The 2,648-nt window shown below is 68.2% G+C and carries 3 protein-coding genes; all 3 read right to left on the reverse strand.

Annotated features, from left to right (window positions below; all coding sequences use genetic code 11):
• Positions 1–54 precede the first annotated feature (54 nt).
• The 3 genes from G6R24_RS20100 to G6R24_RS20110 all read right to left on the reverse strand — a co-directional run bounded on the left by G6R24_RS20100 (position 55) and on the right by G6R24_RS20110 (position 2,275).
• Positions 55–441, reverse strand: a complete 387-nt coding sequence (locus G6R24_RS20100; protein ID WP_163550708.1) for a hypothetical protein — start codon at positions 439–441, stop codon at positions 55–57.
• Between the two features lie 983 nt (positions 442–1,424).
• On the reverse strand, positions 1,425–1,658 hold the full coding sequence (locus G6R24_RS20105; protein WP_136449219.1) for a hypothetical protein: 234 nt from the start codon (positions 1,656–1,658) through the stop codon (positions 1,425–1,427).
• Positions 1,655–2,275, reverse strand: a complete 621-nt coding sequence (locus G6R24_RS20110; RefSeq protein ID WP_225438844.1) for a restriction endonuclease — start codon at positions 2,273–2,275, stop codon at positions 1,655–1,657. The genes G6R24_RS20105 and G6R24_RS20110 overlap by 4 nt, the downstream gene beginning before the upstream one ends.
• Positions 2,276–2,648: the final 373 nt, after the last annotated feature.

The following is a 2,648-nucleotide window of genomic DNA, read 5'->3' on the forward strand; positions in this document are numbered from 1 at the left end:
TCGGCCCGTTGCAACCCGGCTCGGACGGCCCGGCGGCGGGGATCTGGTGGGCGGTCATGCCGCACCACCGAACAGATCATCCTGGCCGTCGCAGACCGGGCACAGCGGCCCCACCGGCGTCACGTCCAGCTGGCCGCGGCAGCGAGCGCACCGCCGCCGCGGCGCCAGCGGGATGACAGTCAGCGCGATCCGCAGGCTGCGAGCGTCCACCAGCACGATCGACGGGCAGGCCTGGTGCTGCACGGTCAGCACGAACCCGCACGCCCGGCAGCAGACACCACGGCCGGCAGCGAGCTCGGCGGTGTGCCGACGGCGGACGTCCAACTCCTCAGCGGCGGTCACACGGCGGCCGGCCTGCAACGCGGCGAGGATCACCGGGTCGAAGATCTCTTCAGGCTGGGTAACCGTGACCGTGATCCGACCCGGACGGCCGGCACTCATGCCACACCACCCAGACGGGCAGCGGGCGAAGCCTGGCGCGTAGATCCGCGCGCAGGCAGGGAAAGATGACTCATAGCGGTCTCCTGTTGCTATCAGGTGATCCGTTAGCCCCCGGGTCGGCCTGGCAGCCGGTCCGGGGGCGTTTTTCGGTTGCGGGGCGGAACGTTACACACCTAACCCCAATAGGTCAACCAAGTAGAGTCGTCGGTTATGGGAGAGTCCATCGACAACTTTGAGCCACTACTCGACTACACAGACATAGCCAATCTGGCCGGCATCTCGCCCGACACGGCGCGCGCCTACAGGAGCTCTGGGCACCTGCCCAAGCCTGATCAGCAGACGTCGTCACGTCGGCCCCGCTGGAAGCTGTCGACCGTTCGTGCATGGCTGGAGAACCGTCCGGGCCCCGGGGCCCGGACAGATCTATGGCGGAAGCGTGAGCAGGCGGAGGCCGGCGAAGGTTCGCCAGAGGAGGGCGAGCCGCCCGTGGCAGTTGCCTAGCGGCACGACAGCCCAGAGGAAGCCACAGCGCCCCGTCGGAGCAGTCCGGCGGGGCGCTTAGACGTTCCCGGGCCGAGGACGGTCGGCTGACCGTCGCATCCCCCTCGCCGCCGGCGGCGGGGTGGTTGCAGCCGTCTGCGGCACCGGTTGCACCCCAGGAAACCGCGGGTTGCAGTTTCCTGGCAGTTTCCTGGAGGAAACCGCTCTGACCTGCAGGTTTCCACGTTTCCTGGTTTCCCGGCGGGGGGCCCTACGCGTGCGCGCGCGAGGAAACCCGGTTTCCGGCCCGCTGCAACCCGGCCCGGCCGGCCCGGCGAAGCCCCCCGCTGACATCCAGTTCTTCGCCCGGCTGGGGCCGGTGGCCGACATGCCAACGTCCCGCCGAGGACAGGCCCAGCAGGGGGCTTGGACGTTCCGGGAGGTTGAACGTGCGAGCTTGATCGAATCCTGGGATCCCAGCTGGGCGGCAGCCCGAGACCGGCCTAGCTGAGGATCTTGTAGAAGCGAAATCCGCCATAGGCGAGGGCAAAGAACCCGATCGCAAGAAAGTCACCGTACGCGATCGGCTGAAACCCATGGTCGTAGCAGCGGCTGAGAAGACCCCGACGGCGGCGGCGGCACAGCCGTCCGGTGCCACTCGCCGCACCACAGCGGGACAGCCAGTACAGCCCCGCCATCAACGGCAGAAGCACGACACACACAAATAAGACGATCATCGCGGGGCTTCTTCCGAGGCGGGCAAGGCATCGGTGCGGCGCCGCCAGGGTGCTCGGATACCAGGCAGGATCTGCTCACCGACCATCCACCGGGCCAGCAGCTCCCGGTCGACCATCTGGATGCGGTGGCGCCGCCCGAAGTCCGCAGCTGCAGAGGTGAACCGGCCAGACGTAACCAGCAATGCGACATCGGCACCGTGGTCCGTCCACGCACAGCCGTTGAAGTCCCGCACCGCGGACGGACCCACGGCACGGCCGGGGTAGTGCTTGCACTGCACCGCGATCCGGGCCATGCCCGGGGTACGAGCAAGCACGTCCACCCCACCGTCCCCCCGGCCTCCCACCACCCGCACCTGCAGGCAACCATCGCGGGTCAGCAGGGCGGCGATGTGACGTTCAAACTCAGCCGGGCTCAGGACATCGACAACAGCAACCTCTACCGCCCTCCGGATCTGGCGGATCTTGTTAGCGCGGAACCCAACCCAGACCCCGGCGGCTGCCAGCACCACGGAAACCCCGAGTGACAACGTCCACCAACCCCACGCGCTGACGAGCCCCTGGACGAGGTCGACGAAGAACAGAGCGGCGAGTGCCGCCCCTCCCAGCCAGGCAAACACCCGTCCGCCGGGCGAAGACAACCCGGAGGAACGCCCCCGCGCTCGACGGGCCCGAGTACGGCGAGTACGGCGAGCACTTGGACGGTGATCCGAAGTCGAAGAACCCCGACGAACCATGCGCTGACTATGAAGGGTTGCAACCTGGTCCGCGGGTCCTTTTCTGGCAGATGACATGCCAACGCCCCGCCGAGGGCCAGTCCGGCGGGGCGTCAGACGACCGAACAAGATCAGCCGAGGGTGTTAGTCAACGTTGTTGTCGACACCTGCCGGGTTGATCGTCTGCGCGGGGCCGTGGAGGCCGGTGGTGTCGAGGTGGTAGGCGGTGAGCAGCTCGGTGAGGGCGGCGAAGCCGCCGGTGTCCAGCGACCGCAGC

This window comes from Candidatus Frankia nodulisporulans, from assembly GCF_902806475.1.
GTDB classification, from domain to species: Bacteria; Actinomycetota; Actinomycetes; order Frankiales; family Frankiaceae; genus Frankia; species Frankia umida.